Origin of the sequence: Enterococcus sp. ZQ21, from assembly GCF_030053755.1 — a bacterium.
In the GTDB taxonomy this organism is placed as follows: Bacteria; Bacillota; Bacilli; order Lactobacillales; family Enterococcaceae; genus Enterococcus_B; species Enterococcus_B lactis.
The window spans coordinates 1,643,077-1,664,178 of record NZ_CP125658.1; the positions used below are offsets into that span (position 1 = coordinate 1,643,077).

22 protein-coding genes are annotated in these 21,102 nt (G+C 38.5%); 3 read left to right on the top strand and 19 right to left on the bottom strand.

Annotation, left to right across the window (positions count from 1 at the left end; translation table 11 throughout):
- Positions 1–6 precede the first annotated feature (6 nt).
- From hslV to ylqF, 7 genes are all read right to left on the bottom strand, one after another.
- On the bottom strand, positions 7–555 hold the full coding sequence (gene hslV, locus QK255_RS07930) for an HslVU peptidase proteolytic subunit (protein ID WP_002290221.1): 549 nt from the start codon (positions 553–555) through the stop codon (positions 7–9).
- A gap of 35 nt (positions 556–590) precedes the next feature.
- The gene (xerC, locus tag QK255_RS07935) at positions 591–1,496 is read right to left on the bottom strand and encodes a tyrosine recombinase XerC (protein WP_002290220.1); all 906 of its coding nucleotides are present in this window, start codon (positions 1,494–1,496) and stop codon (positions 591–593) included.
- 197 nt (positions 1,497–1,693) lie between these two features.
- Positions 1,694–3,070 (bottom strand): FADH(2)-oxidizing methylenetetrahydrofolate--tRNA-(uracil(54)-C(5))-methyltransferase TrmFO, encoded by a 1,377-nt coding sequence (trmFO, locus tag QK255_RS07940; RefSeq protein ID WP_002372288.1) that lies wholly within the window; start codon positions 3,068–3,070, stop codon positions 1,694–1,696.
- On the bottom strand, positions 3,039–5,117 hold the full coding sequence (gene topA, locus QK255_RS07945) for a type I DNA topoisomerase (protein WP_002290218.1): 2,079 nt from the start codon (positions 5,115–5,117) through the stop codon (positions 3,039–3,041). The genes trmFO and topA overlap by 32 nt, the downstream gene beginning before the upstream one ends.
- 121 nt (positions 5,118–5,238) lie before the next feature.
- A complete protein-coding gene (dprA, locus tag QK255_RS07950) occupies positions 5,239–6,096 on the bottom strand; it encodes a DNA-processing protein DprA (protein ID WP_002329103.1) in 858 nt (285 codons plus the stop codon).
- 55 nt (positions 6,097–6,151) lie between these two features.
- Positions 6,152–6,919 (bottom strand): ribonuclease HII, encoded by a 768-nt coding sequence (rnhB, locus tag QK255_RS07955; protein WP_002290214.1) that lies wholly within the window; start codon positions 6,917–6,919, stop codon positions 6,152–6,154.
- Positions 6,912–7,772, bottom strand: coding sequence for a ribosome biogenesis GTPase YlqF (gene ylqF / locus QK255_RS07960; RefSeq protein WP_002309567.1), 861 nt, complete (start codon positions 7,770–7,772; stop codon positions 6,912–6,914). The genes rnhB and ylqF overlap by 8 nt, the downstream gene beginning before the upstream one ends.
- A 260-nt stretch (positions 7,773–8,032) precedes the next feature.
- Here ylqF and QK255_RS07965 point away from each other — a divergent pair, with 260 nt between their 5' ends.
- Together QK255_RS07965 and QK255_RS07970 are read left to right on the top strand one after the other, a co-directional pair.
- Positions 8,033–8,431, top strand: a complete 399-nt coding sequence (locus tag QK255_RS07965; protein ID WP_002290207.1) for a VOC family protein — start codon at positions 8,033–8,035, stop codon at positions 8,429–8,431.
- Positions 8,432–8,668: 237 nt separating this feature from the next.
- Positions 8,669–9,211, top strand: a complete 543-nt coding sequence (locus QK255_RS07970) for a folate family ECF transporter S component (RefSeq protein WP_002329101.1) — start codon at positions 8,669–8,671, stop codon at positions 9,209–9,211.
- An 87-nt stretch (positions 9,212–9,298) separates the two neighbouring features.
- Here QK255_RS07970 and lepB read toward each other — a convergent pair whose 3' ends face one another.
- From lepB to QK255_RS08000, 6 genes are all read right to left on the bottom strand, one after another.
- Positions 9,299–9,850: a signal peptidase I gene (gene lepB / locus QK255_RS07975; protein ID WP_002290203.1), complete on the bottom strand. Its 552-nt coding sequence runs from the start codon at positions 9,848–9,850 to the stop codon at positions 9,299–9,301.
- Between the two features lie 149 nt (positions 9,851–9,999).
- Positions 10,000–10,227, bottom strand: a complete 228-nt coding sequence (locus tag QK255_RS07980; RefSeq protein ID WP_002290200.1) for a YozE family protein — start codon at positions 10,225–10,227, stop codon at positions 10,000–10,002.
- Positions 10,224–10,742, bottom strand: coding sequence for a peptide-methionine (S)-S-oxide reductase MsrA (msrA, locus tag QK255_RS07985; RefSeq protein WP_002288397.1), 519 nt, complete (start codon positions 10,740–10,742; stop codon positions 10,224–10,226). The genes QK255_RS07980 and msrA overlap by 4 nt, the downstream gene beginning before the upstream one ends.
- A gap of 19 nt (positions 10,743–10,761) precedes the next feature.
- The gene (locus QK255_RS07990) at positions 10,762–11,475 is read right to left on the bottom strand and encodes a YpmS family protein (RefSeq protein ID WP_002290198.1); all 714 of its coding nucleotides are present in this window, start codon (positions 11,473–11,475) and stop codon (positions 10,762–10,764) included.
- 2 nt (positions 11,476–11,477) lie between these two features.
- Entirely contained in the window at positions 11,478–12,374 is an 897-nt protein-coding gene (locus tag QK255_RS07995) for an SGNH/GDSL hydrolase family protein (RefSeq protein WP_002288395.1), read from the bottom strand.
- A 156-nt stretch (positions 12,375–12,530) separates the two neighbouring features.
- Complete coding sequence (locus QK255_RS08000) at positions 12,531–13,373, bottom strand: DegV family protein (RefSeq protein ID WP_002290196.1); 843 nt, start codon at positions 13,371–13,373, stop codon at positions 12,531–12,533.
- A gap of 129 nt (positions 13,374–13,502) precedes the next feature.
- Here QK255_RS08000 and trhA point away from each other — a divergent pair, with 129 nt between their 5' ends.
- A complete protein-coding gene (gene trhA, locus QK255_RS08005) occupies positions 13,503–14,156 on the top strand; it encodes a PAQR family membrane homeostasis protein TrhA (RefSeq protein ID WP_002290194.1) in 654 nt (217 codons plus the stop codon).
- 63 nt (positions 14,157–14,219) lie between these two features.
- Here trhA and QK255_RS08010 read toward each other — a convergent pair whose 3' ends face one another.
- The 6 genes from QK255_RS08010 to QK255_RS08035 all read right to left on the bottom strand — a co-directional run bounded on the left by QK255_RS08010 (position 14,220) and on the right by QK255_RS08035 (position 21,044).
- Positions 14,220–14,738 carry a dihydrofolate reductase gene (locus tag QK255_RS08010; RefSeq protein ID WP_002290193.1) on the bottom strand — a complete coding sequence of 173 codons (519 nt, stop codon included), beginning with the start codon at positions 14,736–14,738 and terminating at the stop codon, positions 14,220–14,222.
- A gap of 19 nt (positions 14,739–14,757) precedes the next feature.
- Positions 14,758–15,705, bottom strand: coding sequence for a thymidylate synthase (locus QK255_RS08015; protein WP_002290192.1), 948 nt, complete (start codon positions 15,703–15,705; stop codon positions 14,758–14,760).
- An 11-nt stretch (positions 15,706–15,716) separates the two neighbouring features.
- Entirely contained in the window at positions 15,717–17,600 is a 1,884-nt protein-coding gene (locus QK255_RS08020; RefSeq protein WP_002290190.1) for an ABC-F family ATP-binding cassette domain-containing protein, read from the bottom strand.
- A gap of 158 nt (positions 17,601–17,758) precedes the next feature.
- Positions 17,759–19,837 (bottom strand): cation:proton antiporter, encoded by a 2,079-nt coding sequence (locus tag QK255_RS08025; protein ID WP_002290189.1) that lies wholly within the window; start codon positions 19,835–19,837, stop codon positions 17,759–17,761.
- 12 nt (positions 19,838–19,849) lie between these two features.
- Complete coding sequence (locus QK255_RS08030) at positions 19,850–20,125, bottom strand: hypothetical protein (protein ID WP_002290188.1); 276 nt, start codon at positions 20,123–20,125, stop codon at positions 19,850–19,852.
- 463 nt (positions 20,126–20,588) lie between these two features.
- A complete protein-coding gene (locus QK255_RS08035; protein WP_002290187.1) occupies positions 20,589–21,044 on the bottom strand; it encodes a hypothetical protein in 456 nt (151 codons plus the stop codon).
- Positions 21,045–21,102 lie beyond the last annotated feature (58 nt).

Here is a 21,102-nt window from a genome sequence, read left to right on the forward strand (position 1 = left end):
CACCTCTTACAGTTCTTCTACGATAATATTATGATTAGTAAAGATACAGATGTCTGCGGCAATATTTAACGCATTTTCTGCAATTTCTTTCGCACTCATGTCATTTTGAGCATAATTTTTCATTGCTCGGGCTGCGGCCAACGCAAAATTCCCGCCTGATCCGATAGCTAAGATGCCATCATCTGGCGTAATCACTTCTCCTGTACCTGAAACAAGAAGCATTTCTTTCTCATTCATTACGATCAGCATCGCTTCAAGTTTTTGCATAGATTGCTGTGTCCGCCATTCTTGAGCTAATTCAACAGCTGCACGTTGCAGATTTCCATTGTATTCGTTCAGTTTGCCTTCAAATTTTTCTTCTAAAGTAAATGCATCTGCGACACTTCCGGCGAAACCTACAACGACTTCGCCATTGTAGATACGTCGTACTTTCTTTGCTGTGCCTTTCATGACAACAGATTCACCCATTGTTACTTGGCCATCTCCAGCCATGGCAAATTTTCCGTCTTTTTCGACAGCACAGATTGTGGTTGAATGAAATGGTGATTCGACCATGTTTGTTTCCTCCTAAATTTGTTCTTTTCCTTATTTTACGCTCTTGGATGGAATGAACGATAGTTTTTTTGTAAACTTTCTTTTGTTACATGGGCATAGATCTGGGTAGTTGATAAATTGGCATGTCCTAACAATTCTTGGACTGTCCGCAAATCTGCCCCATTATTTAATAAATGAGTGGCGAATGTATGGCGCAGCATGTGGGGATGGATATCGCTATCCAAACTGCTTTTTTTGATCATCTGATTCAAGACATATTCAATACCAGTAGGCGTGATTGGTTTTCCATGATGATTCACAAAAACAATATCATGCTCTTCGTGATATTTTGTCATCAATACCTGACGGCCTTCTGTGAAATATTCTTGTAGAGCATCTTGGGCAAAAGAACCTAGAGGCGCGTATCTCTCCTTGTTTCCTTTACCATGAATCAACATGACCTCTGAATCAAAATCAATGTCTGATACCAACAGATTGCTACACTCGCTTAAACGGATACCAGATCCGTAAAGGACTTCCAGCAAAGCGCGGTTCCTCAAATCTAGAGGACTATCTCCTGCTACGCTGTCAAAAAGTGCTTGCATTTCATTTTCATAAAAAAAGCGTGGCAATCTCAAATTTTTCTTTTTGAGATGAACGTAAGAAAATGGATTTTCTTTTATCACTTCTTCTTTGAGAAGGTACTGATAAAACGAACGTAGGCTAGCTATCTTGCGACTGATAGAGTTTCTGCTATAGCTGGGGCGATGATCAGCTAATGCACTCAAATAGACACGAACCGTAAAGTATTCCGCCTTCAGCAGATCAGCGTCTCCAGATTCCTCCAAGAAATGTTTAAAATGGAGAATATCTTCTTCATATGCTTCTTTCGTTTTTTCTGAATATCCTCTTTCGACAATCAAATAACGCAAAAATTTTTGTTCCCACGTGGCTTCCGTCATTTTCTCACCTTCCTTTTGTCCCAGAGAATAATTTAGCACAGCGTCTACAAAAAGACAAATAAATTGTCAGAATTTAACCAATATTTCTAAGTTTGTTCACAATTAATGCAATTCCCCACATTTTGTTTGAGAAATCCTTAAGAAAAACGCAAGAAAAAGAGCGAGACTATCCGTCTCACCCTCTTCATCGAGTTTGCTCACTCATTTGGGACTGCTGTTTTTTCTAATTCTTTTTTTATTGTCTCATTAGCTTTTAAAGCGCGTTGGGCAATTGCTTCATATCTTGCTTTTTTGTCCCGAATGCGTTCCGGCAATTCAGGAAACAGACCGTAGTTGGCATTCATTGGTTGGAAATGTTTTCCTTCCGCATGAGTAATGTAATAAGCCATGCTTCCAATAGCTGTTTCTTGTGGAAACTCGACTGGTTCCATTTCTTTTGCTAAGCGTGCGGCATTGATTCCAGCAAGTAATCCGCTTGCTGCACTTTCAACATAGCCTTCTACACCAGTCATCTGACCTGCAAAGAACAAATCTTCGCGTTTCGTTGATTGATACGTCGGTTTCAGTAATTCTGGCGAATTCATAAAGCTATTTCGGTGCATAACACCATAGCGAACGAATTCAGCATTTTCCAATCCAGGAATCATCCGGAAAACACGTTTTTGCTCGCCCCATTTCAAGTGAGTTTGGAAGCCCACGATGTTGTATAAAGAAGCTGCAGCATTGTCTTGACGTAGCTGGATAACAGCATAAGGGCGTTTGCCAGTTTTAGGATCTTCCAATCCAACTGGTTTCATAGGACCAAAAAGCATTGTTTTGAATCCACGCTGTGCCATTACTTCGATTGGCATACATCCTTCAAAATATTTTTCTTTTTCAAAAGATTTAAGTTCTGCCACTTCGGCATTGATTAGTGCCTCATGGAAAGCTTTGAATTCCTCTTCTGTCATCGGACAGTTCAAGTAAGCTGCTTCTCCTTTGTCATAGCGGGACTTCAAATATACTTTATCCATATCGATCGTAGCTTTGTCTACGATCGGTGCAGCTGCGTCGTAGAAATAAAAACCATCTGAACCATTGAATGCTTTGATGCTTTCTGCCAATGGATGAGAAGTCAACGGTCCTGTTGCTACTACGGTGATTCCTTCTGGTATTTCAGTAATTTCTTCGTTTATCACTGTTACTAATGGATGCTCTTTGACTTTTCGGGTAATCGTTTCAGAAAAAGAATCTCGGTCAACAGCTAAAGCACCACCAGCTGGCACTGCTGTTTCATCTGCCGAAGTGATTACTACTGAATTCAATCGTCGCATTTCTTCTTTCAATAATCCTACTGCGTTAGCCAAACTGTTTCCTCTTAGTGAATTGGAACATACTAGTTCAGCAAAATTACTTGTGTGATGCGCCTCAGTCGATTTGACTGGACGCATTTCATATAAACGGACAGGTACTCCTGCTTGTGCGATCTGCCAAGCAGCTTCACTTCCGGCAAGTCCTGCTCCAACAACATTTACCATTTTCAATGAAAGAACCTCTTTTCTATTATTTTTGGATGTCTTCTTCGTAGTCTCCATTTACACAGACTACTTGTTTGCCACCTTTGACTTTCTTTTCGACCAGATATCCGTCACATTTTGGACAATTTCTGCCCACTGGTTTATCCCAAGAAGTGAATTCACATTCTGGGAAACGAGAACAACCGTAGAACAGTCTGTTTTTCTTAGATTTTCGTTCGATGACTTGCCCTTCATGACATACTGGACAAGTCACACCGATTTCTTTTACGATCGGTTTGGTATTCCGACAATCAGGAAAATTGCTACAAGCATAAAACTTCCCGTATTTCCCTAATTTTATCACCATCGGATGTCCACAGACATCACAATCGAATCCTGCTGGTTCATCTTTGATTTGGATTTTTTCGATTTTTTCTTCCGCATTCGTCAGTTCTTTTTCAAACGGTTTATAGAAACGATCGACTACTTTGACCCACGCTTCCGTGCCTTCTTCGATTTTATCCAAATCTCCTTCCATTTCTGCTGTGAAATGGATATCGACGATTTGAGGGAAGAATTCACAGATCAGCGAATTGACAATCTCTCCTAATTCTGTCGGCTCAAATCTTTTTTGTGTCAATTTTACATAGTAGCGTCTTTGGATCGTATCAAGTGTTGGTGCATAAGTGGAAGGTCGCCCTACCCCGTTTTCTTCTAGTGCACGAATCAACGTAGCCTCACTGAAACGTGCAGGTGGTTGAGTAAAATGCTGTTTTGGTTCAATATCAACAGATTGGACGACATCGCCTTCTTCAAGTTCTGGAAGAATATTTTCTTTCTCTTCTTTGCCGTCGTCTCTACCTTCCACATACACTTGCATGAATCCTTTGAATTTGATTTTTGAACCGTTCGCAATGAAGATCACACCATTTTGTTCTAATGTTACTTTCATTGTATCTAAAATAGCCGGCGTCATCTGACTAGCCACAAAACGTGACCAGATCAATGTATAAAGTTTCAATTGATCTTTATCTAAATATTGTTTGAGTTCTTCTGGTGTACGAAGCACACTCGTTGGACGCACAGCTTCATGGGCATCTTGTGCGCCTTGAGCATTTTTGATCTTTCGGTGATCATGTCTAGAAAATTCTTTTCCATACGTATCTTCAATAAATGCTGCGGCCTCTGCTTTTGCTGTATCGGCAATCCGGGTAGAATCAGTACGCATGTATGTAATCAAGCCGACTGTTCCTTGTTTACCCAAAGTGATTCCTTCATATAATTGTTGTGCTACCATCATGGTTTTTCTTGTTCGAAAGTTTAATTTACGGGCAGCTTCCTGTTGCAGGCTACTTGTAGTGAAAGGATTCGCAGGGTTTCTTTTGCGCTCTTTCTTTTCTACTTTTTTAACTTCGAAGTCTGTTCCATCAATTCTAGCAGTGACTTCTTTTACACTTTGTGCATCTGGTAATTTCTTTTTCTTACCGTCGATTCCCCAGAAATTTGCTTTGAATTTCTTGCGAGCTTTTTTAAAATTACCGTCGATGCTCCAATATTCTTCTGGAACAAATTCTCGGATCTCTTTTTCACGGTCAATAATAATTTTTAAAGCGACAGATTGGACACGTCCTGCACTTAACCCTTTCTTGACTTTGCGCCAAAGAATAGGGCTGATCGAATAACCAACGATTCTGTCTAAGGTACGACGTGCTTGCTGTGCATCTACTAAATCTACATCGATCGTTCTTGGTTCCTTAAAGGCTGCTTTGACTGCATCTTTTGTGATTTCATTGAAGACCACCCGATTTTTTTCTTTCAGATCCAACCCAAGTAGGTACGCTAAATGCCAAGCAATCGCTTCTCCTTCTCTATCCGGGTCACTTGCCAAGTAAACTTTTTGAGCTTTTTTTGCTGCGGCTTTCAGGCTTTTGATGACATCGCCTTTTCCGCGTATAGAAATATAATGGGGTTCATAATTGTTTTCAAAATCGATACCCATTTTACTTTTCGGTAAATCTCTTATATGGCCAACACTGGCCATTACTTTATAGTTTCGTCCAAGATATTTCTCAATCGTCTTGGCTTTTGCAGGTGATTCTACAATCACTAAATATTTATACGCCATTACTGAATGGACTCCTTTCCATTGTCGTGTTCCTACTATTAAAAGAGGATTCATACAAATCGTAGCTAATCATATCCATTCAGAAAACGTTTGTCAAGAAAAGCAAATGAAAAGTATGGTGTTATTCTTTAAATTCTGCCAAGATATCTTCACCCGAAACCGTGCAAACTGCACCGTCTTGGATCAAATGATGACATCCGGTAGAATGTTCTGTTAAAATATTTCCTGGAACAGAAAAAACTGTTCTTCCAAGATCCAATGCTTGCTGTGCTGTTATCAGAGAGCCGCTTTTTTTCTTGGCTTCAAAGACACATGTTCCTTTAGACAAAGCTGCGATAATACGATTTCTCATTGGAAAACGATGCTTTTTCGGGCCGGATTGAGGAGGATATTCACTCAAAAGAAGATGATCATTTGCAATCACCTCTTGCAGGTCACGATTTTCAGCAGGATAAACTTGCTCTATCCCTGTTCCAATGACCGCGATTGTCCGTCCACCATGAGAGATTGCTGCTTGGTGACTGTAGGTATCTATCCCTTTCGCGCAGCCGCTGACGATCACATATCCAGCTTCTACCACTGGTTTTAGTAAATAATACACTGTTTTTTTGGCTAAAGCAGAAGTACGTCTTCCACCAACAACGCTCAACATATTACAAGAAAGTAAAGACAAGTCACCACTGTAAAACAGGACAATTGGCGGATAGGTCAAGTGAAGCAACTGAGGGGGATAGTTGGGATCAAAGCAAGTAACAAACGACTGTTTCGATTGGATATTGTCCCAATTATTGTGAATTTCTTGCCAACTTGTACGGAACAGCTCCCGATGTGCGGTGATTTTTCCTATCTTAACGATGTCTTCAAATCCAATTTCTTTGTAAGGATACTGCATCATCCAGTTAGCAAGTGCCCATTTCCCTTGGCTACTGATTCCTTTTGCATAAGCAAGTTTCAATAAATTCTCTTCTATTTGATACATCATAAAACCGCCTTTCGTCTCTCTTTCTAATAAGATACGTAAAAGCGGCTGTTTTTTATTGTAAATATTTTTTTACAGGTGCAAAACTTTTGCGATGGATTGGCGTAATCCCTTGTCTTTCAAGTCCTTCTAAGTGTTCCTTTGTTCCATAGCCTGCATTATGCGAGAAACCATACCCAGGATAAAGCACGTCATATTCTTTCATCAATTGGTCTCGATATACTTTAGCAATGATACTTGCAGCCGCAATCGACACAGATCGTGCATCCCCTTTGATTATTTTTTCCTGCTGTATAGGCAAATCCAAGGTCATCGCATCGATCAACAAATAGCTTGGTGCAATAGACAAGTTTTCTACTGCTTGGATCATCGCCAATTTACTTGCTTCATAAATATTCACTTCATCGATTGCCTGCTGATCAATGATTCCGATCCCGATGGCCAAAGCTTTTTCTTGAATTTGTTGAGAAAGAAGTTCTCGTTTTTTCTCTGATAACTGTTTTGAATCATTCAGCCCTAATATGATCTCATTTTTCGGCAAGATAACTGCAGCTGCCACGACAGGTCCAGCTAACGGTCCTCTTCCTACTTCATCAATGCCGGCAATCCATTGGTGACCTTGTGCGTACCCTTGTTTTTCAAAGCAAAACATTTCTTCATATTTTTCCTTGATCAATGCCTCTTTTTTCAATCGTCGTTCAAAAGAAACTAGCGCTTGCTGTACGCCTTTGCGTGGATCGTTTCTCAATGATTCTAGTGTAGGATCATCTATTCTCTGTATGCTTTTCAATCGTTCTTTGATACTTTGGATGGATTCAGTCATCGCTTTTTTGCTCCATTTCTTCGCAACGATCCAATGTGTATCGACCAAGTTTTCCTTGACGGATATCATGCACGACTAGTTCGCTGCCGCGATCATAGTCTTCTTTATACCCACGTTTTGCTGTGATATCCATCAGCAATTCCGGTGCCAATTTTTCTTCTTGCTCGATTGGCAAACCATAACGATCGCTGATTCTTCCTGAATAATATCGGGCAAAAAAGTCCAATCCGTAAATCGCCAAATCATCTAAATGGACAAGTTGGTCTTTGATGGCGCCTGTCAGCGCTAGTTTTTTGCCGATTTCTTCATCTTCAAATTTAGGCCATAAAATCCCTGGTGTGTCTAACAATTCCAACTCGTTACCCAAACGAAGCCACTGCTGACCTTTTGTTACACCTGGTTTATTTCCTGTCTGAGCAATTTTTTTGCCTACTAGTCGATTCATCAACGTAGACTTTCCAACATTCGGAATACCCAACACCATTGCCCGAATAGCGCGAGGCTTGATCCCACGAGCAGCGTCTCTTGCTCGTTTTTCTTTCAACGCTTCTTTAGCTGCAGGTACTAGCCCTTTGATTCCTTTACTTTCTTGTGCCGTGATAGCTAACGCAAGGTGGCCTTGCTTACGAAAATATTCTTGCCACAGCTTTGTCTGTTGTGGATCTGCCAGATCCGCTTTATTCAACAAAACAAGCCGAGGCTTTTGCTGAATGATCTGATCTAGCATTGGATTACGAGAAGATAAAGGTAAACGTGCATCTACCAATTCAAATACGATGTCCACATATTTCATTTTTTCAGAAACTTCTCGTCGGGCTTTTGCCATGTGTCCTGGAAACCATTGGATGGTCATTGTTCTCTCCATTCCTTTCATATCGGAATATTCTCCAACTTTACTTGTTTTTTATTTTTCAATACATATTCACTTTTTCTATTATAAAAAAATCCTATCTATTAGTTAAGTGAAAGTGAACCAGTCCTCATTCTATCACATCTTCTCTTTTTTGATGATGTAAATTTTTTATTTTGATTTCTGTATACGAGCCTGATTTTTTGACAGCGTTTCCTAAATAAGAGATGATAGACGAACAAAGCAGAAAGTAGACGAAACAAATGAATAGTATGGTTTTTGTTAATTTTCCTGTTGCCGATGTCAATCGTTCCGTTGCTTTTTATGAAAAGCTTGGGTTTAAAAAAAATGAAGAATTCTCTACTGAAGAAGCTAGTTCAATGGTGTGGGATGACACTTTTTGGGTGATGCTCCTCTCTCATGATTTTTATAAAAAATTTATAAAAGATAAAGAAATAGCCGATAATAAAAAAACAAGTGGCGCTTTGATTTCGTTTAGCATGGACAACGCGGACAAAGTAAAAAAATTCGCTCAAATTGCAAAAGAAAATGGTGGTACTTTCCACGAAGTCGATATGGGAATACCTGAAGAAGAAATGTTTTCATTAGAAGTCCAAGATTTGGATGGAAACACATTAGAACCCGTATGGATGAAGATGTAAGCAGATAACGAAACTGACGTTTTTGTAACAAAAAAAATAGAGATGGGTGATACGATAAGTATTCTCCACCTCTATTTTTTTCGATCGTACAATTGCCTTTTTTACAGTTTATAAAAGCAGTCTTCTTCTCCTTTTATTAGTCGTTGGATGGTTACTTGTGTAAATCGCCAATGTGTCATGACACATTGGCGATTTTATGGTATCCTTTTCTTATTAACTGACAAAGGAGAGAATATTTTGAACACTTTGATTGCAAAAGACGTTTTTAGATTGCCTGAAATGAATGCAAGATTGTTATCGACCTCTGCCCTTTTATTAGGCCTTGATGTCATCTTATACAAGATAGCGATTGGTCCTGCTTATTTTCAAGTCACATTCGGATTTTTAAGTATGGCGCTTATGGGTTATCTATATGGGCCGATCTGGGCTGGTTTGCTTGAAATGTTGTCGAACACTTTGAATTTCACAATATTTGGTTCAGATACGTTTCAAGCTGCTTTTCTTATCACAGCATTCCTTGGTGGGTTTATCAATGGCTTATTTTTATATCATAAAAAGATAAATCTGCTTTCCGTCATCGCCGCCCAACTATTGATTATGATTCCAGTTAGCCTTTTTATCAATTCTTGGCTGATGTCTGTTTTGTTTGGTGCAGATTTCAAAGTGATTTTTCTAGGTAGGGTTATCAGGAATATGATCCAGATTCCTATTCAAGTAACAGTCGTTTATTCATTTATCAAAGCTTTAGAGGCTAGAAAAATGTTTAAACGAGCTGTTTGATTTTATGTACTAAGGTAATATGCTGATTTTGGACCAAACGATAAAGAGGTTGTGACAAAAGAATGGTCACAACCTCTTTATTATTTCTCACTGGATCCATTTTATTTCATCAAGCGGATAATACACGAATCTTGCTTTACCTAAAATATCCGTTTTATTGATCGTACCAAATGAGCGGCTATCTTTTGAAACTCTTCGATTATCTCCAAGTACAAAGTAACTATCTTCGGGAAGCTTCGATTGTCCCGTCAGTTCTTGTAGTGTGAAGTCCGTCGTATAGGACGCATTTGCATGATCTGACTTCATGTTTTTAGTTAGATAAGGCTCCTTCACTACTTTTCCATTGATCTTCAATTGATCATTTTGGTAGCTAACATTTTCTCCTGGAAGCCCGATTACTCGTTTGATATAAATCGTCCCATCTGCTAATTGAAAAACAACAATATCAAATCGTCTGATCTCCGAAAATTTTTCCATCACAACCATGTCGCCTTGTTTCAAGACATTTTCCATTGAATTGCCTTCTACTGGTACAGGGATGAACAAAAATCCCCGCAACATGAACGCAATGAATACAGAAACAAGTAAGTATTTGAATATAAGCCAGAAGCGATCAATATAGCGTTGTTTTTTTGTCAATCTCTATCAATCCATCCCTTGTTTTTTCATTCTTTCTTTATTATAAGAAAAATAGCAAAAAAATGCGACTAGATAGCTGAAATAAAAATAATTCTTTCTATCAAACTGTTGGACAAAAAGCGCTTGGATCATAAATGGAAAGCCAATTTTTATAAGTCATGATTGTTCTCTAAATATTTTTCCCAGGCTTCGTCAAAAATATCCATGGATGGCAAATAGTCGACATTCAATTCTAGATAACTAGAAATTTCTTCGTAGCTAGAGCTGTGCTTAGGGAATTGGATATCTTTACCGGCTTCTGTAGCAAAAATAGATAAAGTATCGTGTACACCACCGCCTCGCAGTGTCATTAAATAGTGAAAAAAGCTTCGATTCACCCTTCGTTCCTCCAATTTTCTTCAATAAAGGCAGCCCGGCGTGCATGGTTTCTTTTAAAATTTTCAGGATGCTTTTTATAATACTCTTGATGGTCTTCTTCTGCTAGATAAAATGGTTGGGCTGGTTCGATTTTCGTAACGATTGGCTGTTCGAAACGTCCACTTTCAGCTAGCTGTTTCTTACTTTTTTCAGCAATGATCCGTTGTTCTTCTGTCAAATAAAAGATGACCGGACGGTAATTGTCGCCGCGATCCTCAAATTGTCCAAAAGCATCAGTCGGATCCGTTTGCTGCCAGTAAAGTTCTACTAACTGTTCATATGAAATCAATGTTGGATCATAGATAATCTCCACTGCTTCCGTATGTCCAGTCGTTTGGCTTTTTACTTGTTCATAAGTTGGATCTGGTACGTGTCCTCCAGTATATCCTGACATCACTGTATGAATACCAGGAAGCGTATCGAAAGGTTGGATCATACACCAGAAGCAGCCTCCTGCAAATATTGCTCGTTCCATTATTATTCCTCCTCTAATACTACTCATTTGATGTTTTATTGTTCTCTTTTGTTTTGCTTTCAGTACTGCTGTTGCTAGTTTTGTTTGTATTTGAGTTGTTTGAAGCATCAGAGGTATCTTTTGGCAAATATAGACTAAATCGGATGTCATCATTTACTAAGTCGATTTTATCTGCTTTAATATACATCCCGTTTTGCATTCGGAATTGATCCAATCTAAGCATGATAGTCAAATCATCTGTATTAACTTCGATCCAATCTGGCAATTTATAGTTTCTCTTGATCATATTCATCACATCTTTGATTGGCAAACTTAATGTTCCAATAGAAAGACTTCTAGCTTTTAGTTGGACATTTCCATTTTCCATCACATAAGGATCAAAATATAAATAGAAATTGATAGGAAAACCTAATACTTCGAAAGTACCATTGAGCAGTGCTTCATTTTCCAAATAGAATTTATATTCGATATCACTATCTTTTTGATACTCACTAAGGAAAAAACTAATGATTTGATTGACTTTTTCTTTATTTGAATTGATCGTGAGGACAGGATCGCCTTGCCTTTCCGTGAGGGCAGGTATTTCTGGGAGTTCTGGTTCCCGATTAGCAAAAATACGGCTACCTAAAAATACTGTCGAACCGAGTACTACCCCAAGAAGGATAAGAAAGGCGACTTTCCAGTAATTCGTTTTCTTTGCTTTGTTTGAAGTTGCTCCAGATCTTGTTTTCATATTTATTGATCGTCCTCCTTCTCTAGCCATTGGTTTTGTGTCTCGATCAGCTGATCTCTCACTGCATTTGCCATCAATTGATAACCTAAATTATTCGGATGGAAATGATCTTCTTCGTAAAGCACATTGTTTTTGATACCATTTAGATTTTCTGTCGTGCTAGTTGTTTGATCTGTGCCTTCTTCCGTGACACCTACTTCCTGATTCAATCCTTGATAAAGCAAATCGTTGATTGGGATAAAGTAGCAGTTCGGCATTTTTTTCGTTACCGTTTCTGTTCCTTTGTTCCAATTATTAACGATGGTCTGCATGTCAGTGATTTCAGGAAAGTTCAAATAAAATGGATTGTAGATGCCTAAAATATAAATTGGCGCGGTTTTATTGAGGGATCGAAATTCTTCCAATAGTTCTGTGACATTTTCCTGATAGTTTTTCAGCGGTTTTTTAAAGGAATTGACCGTTAACCCGAACAAATTATTTTGGATAACTTTCATCAAATCATTTCCGCCAACAGTCAGCGTGATAAAATCAGCTGTTTTGATATTGTTTCGAATTTCTTCTTTTGTTTTTACTCGCTTTAAGATCTGGTCACTTCGTTCACCATTTACACCATAATTTTCTGTTTCAACCGCAGTCAAATTATAACGGTCTTTTAGATCATTTGCGACAAGGGGAACGAAGCCTCCTTGTTTGGTTTGATCTCCTACTCCTTCAGTCAGCGAATCTCCGATAGCTATGTAGTGAAGTTTTTCTTTTTTATTTGGATCTTCTCTCACAGTAGTTACTGGTTTCATTAGAGGGCCAGCTTTCGGTATGGAAGCAGCTAGACCTGCATAGATGATGATCGCAATTAATAATGGGAACAAAACGAGGATCAAATGTCGTTTCGTTAATTTCATCTTTTCACCTCTTGTATTCGATTGGTCTAATGTTATCAAAAATTTTATCAAAAAGGTAGTCTTTATGAAAAAAGAAAATAATTATTTTCCTATTTTTACAAAGAAAAAGAGAATAAGCTAAAAGCCTTGCAGGCTGAGGGCTTATCCTCTTTTTGACTAGTCTACGTAATACATGATTGCAAACGCGTCTTTCCCAGTATGCGTAGCAATAACCGGATTCGTATGCAGTACAGGGATATGCATATCAGGAAACAATTCTTGCAGACCTTCTTTGAATTCTTGTGCCAATTCTTTTGCATCCGCATGTGAGATGCCGATTTGCCGCACATTTGGCAATTCTTTCAGTTCGTTTTTCAAATTATTGAACCATTTGTCAAACGTTTTCTTTCCTCGCCCCTTCGTTACAGGAATCAATTCAGAGTGGGCGAAATTCATCACCACGCGTATGTTCAAAACACTAGACAGTAAACCAGTCGTTCGGCTAATTCTTCCACCTTTTACCAAGTTGTCTAGTGTGGAAATTCCGATGTATAATTTTGTATGATCTTGTACTTTTTTGACTTCTTCAAGGATTTCCTCTACTGATTTACCTTCTTTTGCTAATTCAGCTGCTCGAATTACCTGAAACGATAATCCTTGGTCAGTGGTATCACTGTCGATAACCGTTACTTTCGTTTTTGTTAAATTACTAGCTTGTCTTGCTGCTTCTACTGTTCCACTCAAGCCTTTTGTCATGTGGATCGAAATCACTTCACTGCCGTCTTCTCCTAACTCATCATACATTGAGATGAATTCTCCAATCGGTGGTTGGCTGGTTTTTGGCAGATTTTTTGCTTTCGCCATCATTTCCATAAATCTTTCACCGTCTAATTGGTCATCATCCGGATATACTGTTCCATCGATCATGATGGATAGCGGCATGACACGAATGCCTAAAGCGTCGCGTATGTTTTTTTCCATCGTACATGAAGAATCTGTTACGATTTTTACGTTTGTCATTATTTTCTCTCTCTTTCTTTAACAAGATGCCTTATTCATGTTAAACTACATGTAAGACAATTTCTATTTTTAGTATAACAGACAAATAATGATTTTTCATTAATTACACCTAGTAAAGGAGCCGTTTTCATGGAAAAAACGAAATTTAATCGAACGTATGAAATATTAAATGAAGTGTTTAATGCAATCACCCATGGAATTGGGACTGGATTGAGTATCGCAGGACTAGTGATTCTTTTGATAAAGGGTGCCCACTTGCATTCCTCTCTCCATATTGTCTCTTATGCTATCTATGGATCGATGATGATTCTTTTATTTTTAACGTCTACGTTGTTTCATTCATTGATTTTTACAAAAGCAAAAAAGGTGTTCCAAGTATTCGATCATAGTTCGATTTTTCTTTTGATTGCAGGAAGTTATACTCCTTTTTGTTTGCTGAGTATCCGAGGATGGCTAGGTTGGACTTTATTTGTATTGATCTGGTTGTTTGCGATTCTTGGCATTATATATAAAGCGTTGACGTTGCATAAACGCGAGAGAGTATCAAAAGTATCTACGATCATCTATATTTTTATGGGGTGGCTCTGTGTCGTGGCTGCTGTTCCTCTTTATCATTCTCTTGGAATGACTGGTGTTATTTTGATGGTGGCAGGCGGCCTTTCTTACACGATAGGCGCATTCTTTTATAGTTTGAATTCTATCCGCTATATGCATGTTGTTTGGCATTTGTTTGTTATGTTAGGTGCAGGTTTTATGTACTTCTCTGTTTTATTCTTTACTTAATAAAAAAGCTATTGATGGGTCAGCTCTAATAAAAGCTGTTCCATCAATAGTTTTTTTTATCGTCTATTCGCCTGTCCCTTTTTTTAAAGGATTCTCATTACGCTGATAGGTTTCAAATTGATGCGGGTAACGATTTTTTTCATCTATTTCTCCTTGACTCGTATTGATCAATGACCAATCAGACCAGTCAACAGGTGGAAAATAAGCATCTCCATCAAATACATGATGGATGACTGTCCGGTATAATATCGTACAAAATGGTAGAAATTCTTGATAAACAGCTGAACCTCCAGCGATGAAAAAAATACCGTCTGTTTCTTTTTCCAAGGCAAGCACTTCTTCTACACTATGCATAACATGCACGCCTTCTGCTGTATAGGAAGGATCTCTAGTCAAAACAATCGTTTGACGATTCGGCAACGGACGGCTGCCCATCCCTTCGAAAGTTTTACGTCCCATCACTAATGTATTTGCTTCTGTCATTTGTTTAAAGAATTTCAGATCATTTGGCAAACGCCAAGGAAGACGGTCTTCTTTTCCAATCAATCCGTTTTCGTCCTGTGCCCAAATTGCAGCTAACATTTTCTCATCCTTTCTGATTTTAAACAGCGATAGGCGCTTTGATCGTTGGATGTGGGTCATATCCTTCTAACTGGATATCTTCCATCTCAAAATCAAATACTGACTGCTTTTCCTGATTCAAAGCTAAAGTTGGAAATGCGCGTACTTCTCGGCTTAATTGTTCTTTCATTTGTTCGATATGGTTGATATAAAGATGAGCATCTCCTAATGTATGAACAAATTCTCCCACCTCTAAACCTGTTTCATGTGCAATCAAGTGAGTCAGCAACGCATAACTTGCAATATTGAACGGAACACCTAGAAAGACATCCCCGCTACGTTGATACAATTGGCAGCTTAACCGTCCCTCTTGCACATAAAATTGAAACATCGTATGGCAAGGAGGCAAAGCCATGCTAGGAACATCTTCTGGATTCCATGCAGAGACAATCAATCTTCTAGAATCAGGTGTCTTTTTGATTGCTTCAATCACTTCTTTGATTTGATCGATAAAACCGCCGTCTTTTGTCTCCCAATGCCGCCATTGATAACCGTAGATGTGACCAAGATCACCGTATTTCTCAGCAAAGGAATCATCTGTTAGGATCTTTTCGCAAAAAAGTTTGCTCTGCTTTTTGTATTCTTCATTGAATTCAGGATCTGCCAAACTTCTATGTCCAAAATCAGTCATATCTGGTCCGTTATAATCTGTACTTTTGATATAGCGTTCAAATGCCCACTCATCCCAAATATGGTTTTTATTTTGTAATAGATAGCGGATGTTCGTATCTCCTTTTAAAAACCAAAGCAGTTCGCTTTTGATCAAGCCAAAAGGTACTCGTTTCGTTGTTAACAAAGGAAACCCTTTTTGCAGATCAAACCGCATTTGGTACCCGAATAAACTTAACGTACCCGTTCCCGTTCTGTCTTCTTTACGATGTCCTTCTTCCAACAATTTTCTTCCTAAGTCAAGATACGCTTGTTCCATCCCTTTTCCTCCTAATCTTCTGCCCATTCACTCAAATATTCCCAACGTGCCATTTTTTCTTCAAGTTGTGCTTCTGTCTCAGATACGTCGTTTTGCAATTCCTGTAACCGAGTGAAATCATCACCTTGATGATTCATCTCTTCTTGGAGCAATGAGATTTTTTCTTCAAGTTCTGCAATATCCTCTTCAATCGTTTCCCATTCTTTTTGCTCCATATAAGATAATTTTTTCTTTCCAGCAGGTTCCTTGCTCTGTGTTTTTGGCTTCACTTTTTCAGCAGGCTGCTGGAGTTCTTTTTGCTTCAGCAAATAACTGGACATGTTTCCATAATAAAGTTCTTGTTTTCCGTTTCCTTGGAATACCAATAGCTTATCTGCTACCTTATCCAAGAAATAACGGTCATGGGAAACAGTGATCACAGCACCTGGGAAACTTCTGAAATAGTCTTCCAAAATCGTCAATGTTGCTATGTCCAAATCATTGGTCGGTTCATCCAATAATAACACATTGGGTTGTTGGATCAGCAGTTTCAACAAAAACAATCGCCGTTTTTCTCCGCCTGAAAGTTTGCCAATCAGTGTCCCATGCATAAATCTCGGAAATAAAAATCGTTCAAGTAATTCTGCTACCCCGATTTGACTGCCATCAGCCGTTTTTGCTTCTTCAGCAGCTTCTTGCAAGTAAGCAATCATCCGTTTATCTGGTGCCATTTCTTCATTTTCTTGTGTATAATACGCAAGCCGAACCGTTTCACCGATAGAAATTGTACCGCTATCCAGAGGAATTCTGCCAGCTAGAATATTAAGCAATGTCGATTTCCCTGCCCCATTTTTACCAGTAATTCCTAGCCTTTCCCGAGATTGGATCAGCAAATCTAAATGTTCTAGCAGTGTTTGGTCATTTATACGGTAACTGCCATCTTTGATTTCCAGTACTTTTTTTCCTAAACGTTGTGTCGCTAGATTCAATTCTAAGTCATCTTCTTGGTTTACTTGATATAAATTCTCCTTTAGATCTTCGAAACGGTTGATTCGTGCTTGCTGCTTGGTACCGCGAGCCTGCACTCCTGCCCTCATCCATGCTAGTTCTTGCTTATAAAGCCGCTTGCGCTTTTCTTCTTGTTCTACTTCTACACGATCACGTTCTGCTTTTTCTAAGACGTAAGCTTCATAATTTCCTTTGTACTCGTATAATTTCCCAAATGAAAGTTCGAAGATCCGGTTTGCTACTCTATCTAGAAAATACCGATCGTGGGTAACCATCAATAGGGCGCCACGGTATTGTTTCAAATAGTTTTCCAACCACTCGATCGCTTGATAATCCAAATGGTTTGTTGGCTCGTCTAGTAATAGTAAATCGGGTTCATCAATCAGCACTTGAGCTAAACTAACTCGTTTTTTCTGTCCACCCGATAGCGTATTTATTTTTTTATCTAATTCACTGATTCCTAATTTTTGCAAAATAATCTTCGCATTGGTATCTGTGGTCCAAGCATCTTCTTTATTCATTTGTTCTTCTGCTTTAGCATAACGTTTTTGCACATTAGGGTCTTCTCCATTTTCCCCTAGTTCGATCAATGCTTCCTCATATGCTCGAACAGTTTGGATCAAGGGACTGTTTCCCTGAAAGACTGCTTGGAGAACAGTTAGTTCATCAGAAAATTCAGCTGCTTGAGAAAGATAACCTATACGGTAATCAGTTGGATAAAACACTGTTTGCCGATCGCCATCGCCGCTATCGATACCAGCAATAATATTTAAGAGACTTGTTTTACCCGTCCCGTTCGTCCCAATCAACCCGATACGGTCTTTTTCGTGGATCAAAAAAGAAATCTGGTCAAACAAATCTTTTTCACCATAAGTTTTTTTGAGGTCAGTTACTTTTAATTCTTTCAACGTGTTCCCTCCTTATCTTGGATATTGTATCATAAAAATAGTGAACTTCAGGAAAATTTTTTTCGAATTTGTTCTTTTTGTGTTCCAAAAAAAGAACAGGACCGATCCGATCCTGTTCTGACATGTTTTGTTTTTATCGTTCTTGAAAATCTATTTTTTTATTTCGTTGCGCTCGATTTTTTTGACTTTGCTCGAAACGCAAATCGGAAAGAAAAGTTATCTGACGGTTTGTTCATCGTATAAGATTCTAACAAATTGATATTCCTACGGTAGCTATTCGCAGAAAACGTCGTGATTTTCTCAGCAACTTCGTATTCATCAATGATTTTTCTTTCAAGATAATAACCTCTCAGCATTTTTTTCGTAAACAGGCTATCTTGCTGGATCATCCACGAAGAAATCAAATTCCCCGAGCTCATTTTTATTCCCTCAAGTTTGCGTTGCTGGATAAAAAATTGAAGCATCGTTTCATCATAAATATCAGTCAAGTTATCTAAACTTTCAATAATCAATTGGGTATTTTTTTGATATGTCTCCCTGATTTCTTGGATATCTTCATCACTAATAAATGTCTGACGATCCGCATACCTTCTTTGCCAAAACATTTTGGGGTGGAGAACGATTCGCATCAACCTACGGACAACAATGAACCAAAAGCCGATAAAAGATAAAAATTGACTGGTGATCGAATGTTCGAACCGGGAAAGAAAACGGGAATAAAAGCGATAACCATTAGAAGAAAGTTTACCCGAGCGATAACTTTCATCTAATCCGTCGCGTTCGATCGACAAAATCAGCGCTTGTATTTCTTGTACTTCTTGCTTTTCATCATCGGTTAAATCTTCCAAGTACAGATCACGTATCCGTTCCTGGTAATTTTCTATCACTGCTTCAGTGGCTAAAAATTCTTTTGTATCACGATCAATTTCCTTTATTTCTTTTCGCAAAACTTCAACGACCTCTTCTAAGATCATCAAAGCATTCAAATCCGTACTTTTCGCTTCCTCTGTTTCCGTCAGCATAGGCAAGACAATGATCCCTATGACCAAAGTCACTAAGATGACACCGGCCGTCAGAAACAAAAGTAAAGATCGCTGGTAAAACATCATATTATTGATCGAAAAGGGCAAAATAAAGATCGTAGCCAAACTGACTGTTCCCTTTACACCGCCAAATGTCAAAATCAAGATCTCGTTCAACTGTTTTTTGAACTTTTTACTGCCATCTTTGAATACATAAAAAAGACTGATGGAAATGAATCTAATCACAAAAAGCATAATAGAGATCAATACGATAATTGCTAACAAAAGACCGTTTGGATATAAACCGTCGCCCCATACCGGCGAGAATACTTGTGTCAGTTCGATTCCTAAGAATATAAACACTAATGCATTCAGTGTAAAAGCAATAGTTGTCCATGTACTGTGGGACAAACTCGATAACTCTGCATCAAACACGGTGATTCTCCTAAAACCAGAAGCTTGGAGAATACCTGCTGCTACTGCAGCAATGATCCCAGATACATCAAATGCCTCTGCCAATACATAGGCTAGAAAAGGAAGCAAAAGTTCGATCAGCAGATACCCTGTGACATCTTGTGCCGATGCTTTTTCAATCAAATGGATTATTTTTTGTTTGAACCAGACAAGCAAAAAACCGATCAAAGCTCCACCAATACTGGAGACCACTAAACTCATCCCAGCATTTACTGCGGAAAAAGAACCGGTGATCAGCGCACCAAGAGCAAACTGGAAGGCAGTAACACCAGATGCGTCATTCAACAGGCCTTCTCCTTCTAAAATATGCATTGCTTTTTTAGGGATATTCACCCGTCCAGAAAGCGAACTGACTGCTACCGCATCTGTCGGACCTAACGCTGCTCCAAAAGCAAAGCAGGCAGCAAGAGGGACACTTGGCAACAGGAATGACAACGTCGCACCTACGCCGACAAGGGTCAAAATGACTCCGCCAAATGCCAAGAACAGGATCGTCCCGAAATTTTTGAGAATCGAAGAAATATCTGCTTTTTCTCCTTCTCTAAATAACAATGGTGCAATGATCATAACCAAGAACAATTCAGGTTCAAAATCAACTGATTGTCCCCACTCTGTCAGACCTAATACCACTCCAAGGAAAATTTGGATCAGTGGAGCTGGGATCATTGGCAAAATGCGGCTAGCTATGTTCGATAAGGTGATCGTTACTGCAAATACAATAACTAACTCAGCAAATTCCATCGTCCATCCCCTTTATTTTTTATTTTGTGTAAGCATTTTTAAAAATTGTTCTTTTTTCTTTAAAATTTTGGTTTCAACTACTTCAACTTGTGTTTGATTTCCCTCTAATTCACACTGTACACGTTTTGACTCCAAACGAAGCAGATCATGTTTCAGACGTTCCAACTGACGATACATCAATATATTTCTTTTACGCAATTTACAAAGTATTTGACGGCGGTCATCCATCGAAAGGGCGCCATAGCGATCATGCAACAGTTTTTTTTGTTGTTCAAAACTTTCTCTCATTTTCTAGATCTCCTATACACAAACTTCCATCATTATAGCAAAGTTCTCTTTGAATGAAAAATATTTCATTGTTTCATCGTTTATTGCTAGTTAGAAATTTCCATAAATTTTTCAACGCCTCATTCTATTCCAAATAGTCTCAGATATCAAGTAAAACTTAAGAAAGATAAAAGTTTCTAACAAAAATAATATTCGTTTTTTTATCATATCCTCCTTGTTCCTTTGTCATAACAAAAAAAAGACTGTGACAAAAATCTTGTCACAGCCCCTTATTCTGAATAAATGGTGTTCTAGAGACAGCCTATCAGCCATAAGGCACGATTTTGTAAAATATGAGAAGCTATTTTTCAACATCACTTCTTATCGCTCCTGCGGTTACTCGTCGCAATTTTTTTGTTAGAGTTTTCATCATCGCTCAAGGCTGAATGTCTCTTTCACAACCTCATTTTTGCGTAAAATCAATTTATTCGAAAAATTCTCCGTATACATCTTCTACACGTTGGTCTGGGTTGATTACGATGTACAAGTTACCTGTTTTTTCGCTGATTTTTGTAGATTGGTATTGGTTGTCTAATCCTTCTGTTCCTTTATCTAGATATGGGAAGTATACAAGATCAGGTGTTCCATTGCGATAAAGGATTTCCATTCGTTCGATATCTTCGTATTTCAATGCACGATTAAACATGCCCATTTCCAGTCCACCTAAGTTGATATCATGTGTCGCAACTGCGTCCCCTTCATGGAAGATTTCGATTTTAAATCCGGCACATGGATGGATTTCAACAAATTCACTGCCGTTGATCCGTCCAAAACTTGTTGTGATTTGTTTGATCCAAAGATCGCCGATGTGGCGGCGGTTAATCGTCCATGTTTCTCCATTTCTAAAATAAAATTTTAGCGCTGTCATTTCTTTACTCATTAAAAAGACTCCTTTATGATGTAATTTATTCTTGTACTTCCTCAGTTTAGCACAAATT